This is a genomic window from Bifidobacterium vansinderenii, from assembly GCF_002234915.1.
Lineage (GTDB): Bacteria > Actinomycetota > Actinomycetes > Actinomycetales > Bifidobacteriaceae > Galliscardovia > Galliscardovia vansinderenii.
Genome location: NZ_NEWD01000055.1, coordinates 1 through 2930, shown reverse-complemented (window position 1 = coordinate 2930; position 2930 = coordinate 1). Strand labels below are relative to the sequence as shown.

Below are 2930 nucleotides of genomic sequence, written 5' to 3'. Positions count from 1 at the left end.
AAACACTCCCTAACTGGACATGCAGCAAATCTATTACTAGAGTGCAAAATCCCGCCATGTGCGCGATCGTACAAGGAGGCCATGATGGCAAAAACCAAAAAGGAGCATCGTGAAAGTATAGAAGAGCCACCTTCCCAAAAGAAACGAAAAAAGAGAAAGGAGCGTCATGAAAACATAGAGGATCCGCCTTTACACCGGAAACGAAAAGGGAAAGTTGTTACAGTGATCACTGTGATCTCTCTATTCTTTCCGGCCGTCACCATCGACGGTGAAAATGCTTCGCCTGTCAATATCGAGATCGACAGAATTAATATTCTGTCAGGCAATAGTATAAATACATAATCAAGGAGATCATCAATTGCCCAAATAACAATAGTCAGTATGCACATAGCGGGATGGGGCCAACATCAAAGACGTTGGCCCCATACTTTATTATTAAGAATCTCTTCTTTAATCAACTAAATATTTTATTTTGATATAGTAACACTATTGCAGATAAGTCTCAATCGTTTTTATTATACATGTCGAACTTGAGACCAGGGTCATTATAGTTGATATTAGCTGGAAAATTGGATCACCGTGCGATAGTCACGCAGTAAAAGAAATATTGGCGATACACCAGATGAGGATGAAGCTCGCACTCAGACTCACGGTTAAAAATTGCACCATAGTGAGACAATTTTGCCATAAGACAATCGATATACCAAAGCATTGACAGACACCCAACTTCAGGAACCCGAAACTCGTTGAGGCCGCATCTCTACGCTGCTGCCAGCAGCCCAACGAATTTACCGTCTACAGAAATGACCTGCAACGCCACAAGAGACATCCAAAACTTCACAGGTACCGACAAATTACCAATGTCTTCGTCTGTCGGATATACCAGCAATCAGCGTCACACGTCCTTCCCATATGCCCGACCTGACTAGGTAACGGAAAGTTGCAACCTCAAGATCCAGAGCGCAATACAATTCATTCGTAAAAAATAATGGCTGACGGCTCCTCACCCTCAGCAAATGACCATCATCAACAAACCCACCACCACGTTCATAAGTCAGCGTTTATATCTACGATGATCCTGAACGGCATGAGAACACAGACCGCGCTGTCCTTCTGAGCCCAATGCCGCAAAAGAGATTGGTCAGTCAGTTCGGCCACAGTTCCAGAACCAGCGATTACGACAATATGCTCGCACACGCCAACACCTATCGCTCAGGACGGCACCGCCACCCACCAATACTGACAGAGGTGCCGTCCCGTACTAACGACACGGCACTAGCATCTGTTATTAGTCATTTGTAATGACTAATAACAGATGATTCGAAGCAACACATATATAAGCGCTTACTTTTTACGGCCTGAGAATTCCTTAACCGTATTTAGCAGATAATAGAAATTGTCATTTCTGCACACGATGGAGATCACTATATAAGCAACCGCACCAATAATTATCTGCAAAAAAAGAAGCAAAATATCATTTATATTTAGATAGCCAACCGCAAAAACAATCACTCCCATAACTAAGGCCTGTAAAACATTGGAAACAAAATCCCAGTATAGTCTCTTCAAGCTATAACCGATAGTCTTCTTGCACCCTAGACTATAGAGAATAACACCCAAAATACCCACAAGAACCTCGGAAAGGGCGATATATATCGTGCCAAATTGAACACTGACAATCAGAGCAGTAAGACCAAAGAGGCGAATTGGGATATCCATTTTCAAAACCAAATCGCTCCGTCCTACAGCCTTAATCGCCTGCAATGATGCAGTTTGAGCAGGACGGAATAATAGGTTGATGCAAATAATTTGAAGGAATGGAACAATCGGCAACCACTTGTCTGTTAAAAGAACCGAGACAAACGTAGTTCCACATGCTGCAAACCCCACCAGCAAAGGGCTCATGATATATGAGGACATTTTAATGGCGCGTCGAGTAATCGCCTTAACGCGCTCGACGCTGGCCTGCTCATGAGACATAGCAGGGAACAAGGCACTGCTCATAGCGGCATCGACATTAACGACGATCAGATTCGGATAGTAACTTCCTCGGTCATAATAAGCAAGATCATTCGCCGAATAAACCTTGCCGATGACAAGACTGCGAAGATTTCCATAGATGGTTACCATCAGACTTTGAATCAAAAGCTTCCATCCGTACCGGAACAGACCCTTCAGACGCTCCAAAGAAAACTGCAATGACGGACGCCATCCAATAATTGTACGCAATGTAAAAGTGTTAATAACAGTATTAGTAAGATACTGTGCCACCAAGGCCCAAACACCCATACCAAAGTAGGCCATAGTGATACCCACAATGGCGGAAATCAGAGTTCCACTAATGGTCGCATAAAAAAATTTTTTGAAAATCATTTTTCGCGAAACATATGCCTGTTGTACGGAATTAATGGAAGCTATAGGTAACTGCAATGCCAGAACCCTAAGCACCGGAACCAGTATAGGCATATTGTAGAAATCAGCGACAATCGGAGCTACACCAAAGAAAATAATGAGGTACAGAAAAATAGAAAAAGCAATGCCAAAATAGAAGACAGAGGAGAAATCAAGATCATCCGCATCTTTCTTTTGGATCAAAGCCACGCCAAAACCGTCGTTAACAAAAACGTTAGCAATAGTAATAAAAATTGTCACCAAGGTGACTGTTCCATAATCGGATGGCATCAAAAGACGCGCGAGAATGATCGTAACAATAACAGATACGAGCTGCGAACTCATTCGCTCAGCAAATTTCCAAAATAAACCACTAATAACAGAGAATTTCATCTGTTTTTTTGAATCACTCATTTAACATCTTCCATTAAGATACAAAATAATATTTGCTCGCCCCAAAAGCAAAGCCGGGACGAGCAAATAACGATTTTCTTCTACATAAAAATTACAGAGAGTTGACTACCAAGTCCAGAGACTTC

The 2930-nt window shown here is 42.3% G+C and carries 2 protein-coding genes; one reads left to right on the top strand and one right to left on the bottom strand.

Annotation, left to right across the window (positions count from 1 at the left end; translation table 11 throughout):
* The first annotated feature begins 81 nt into the window (after positions 1 to 81).
* On the top strand, positions 82 to 342 hold the full coding sequence (locus Tam10B_RS13085; RefSeq protein WP_093961531.1) for a hypothetical protein: 261 nt from the start codon (positions 82 to 84) through the stop codon (positions 340 to 342).
* Between the two features lie 1002 nt (positions 343 to 1344).
* Here Tam10B_RS13085 and Tam10B_RS12700 read toward each other — a convergent pair.
* Positions 1345 to 2805, bottom strand: coding sequence for a lipopolysaccharide biosynthesis protein (locus tag Tam10B_RS12700; RefSeq protein WP_093961598.1), 1461 nt, complete (start codon positions 2803 to 2805; stop codon positions 1345 to 1347).
* Positions 2806 to 2930 lie beyond the last annotated feature (125 nt).

What these genes read in the sequence shown, in the direction of transcription:
- Tam10B_RS13085 (WP_093961531.1), top strand. Translation starts at nt 82, where the DNA reads ATGATGGCAAAAACCAAAAAGGAGCATCGTGAAAGTATAGAAGAGCCA.
- Tam10B_RS12700 (WP_093961598.1), bottom strand. Translation starts at nt 2,805, where the DNA reads ATGAGTGATTCAAAAAAACAGATGAAATTCTCTGTTATTAGTGGTTTA.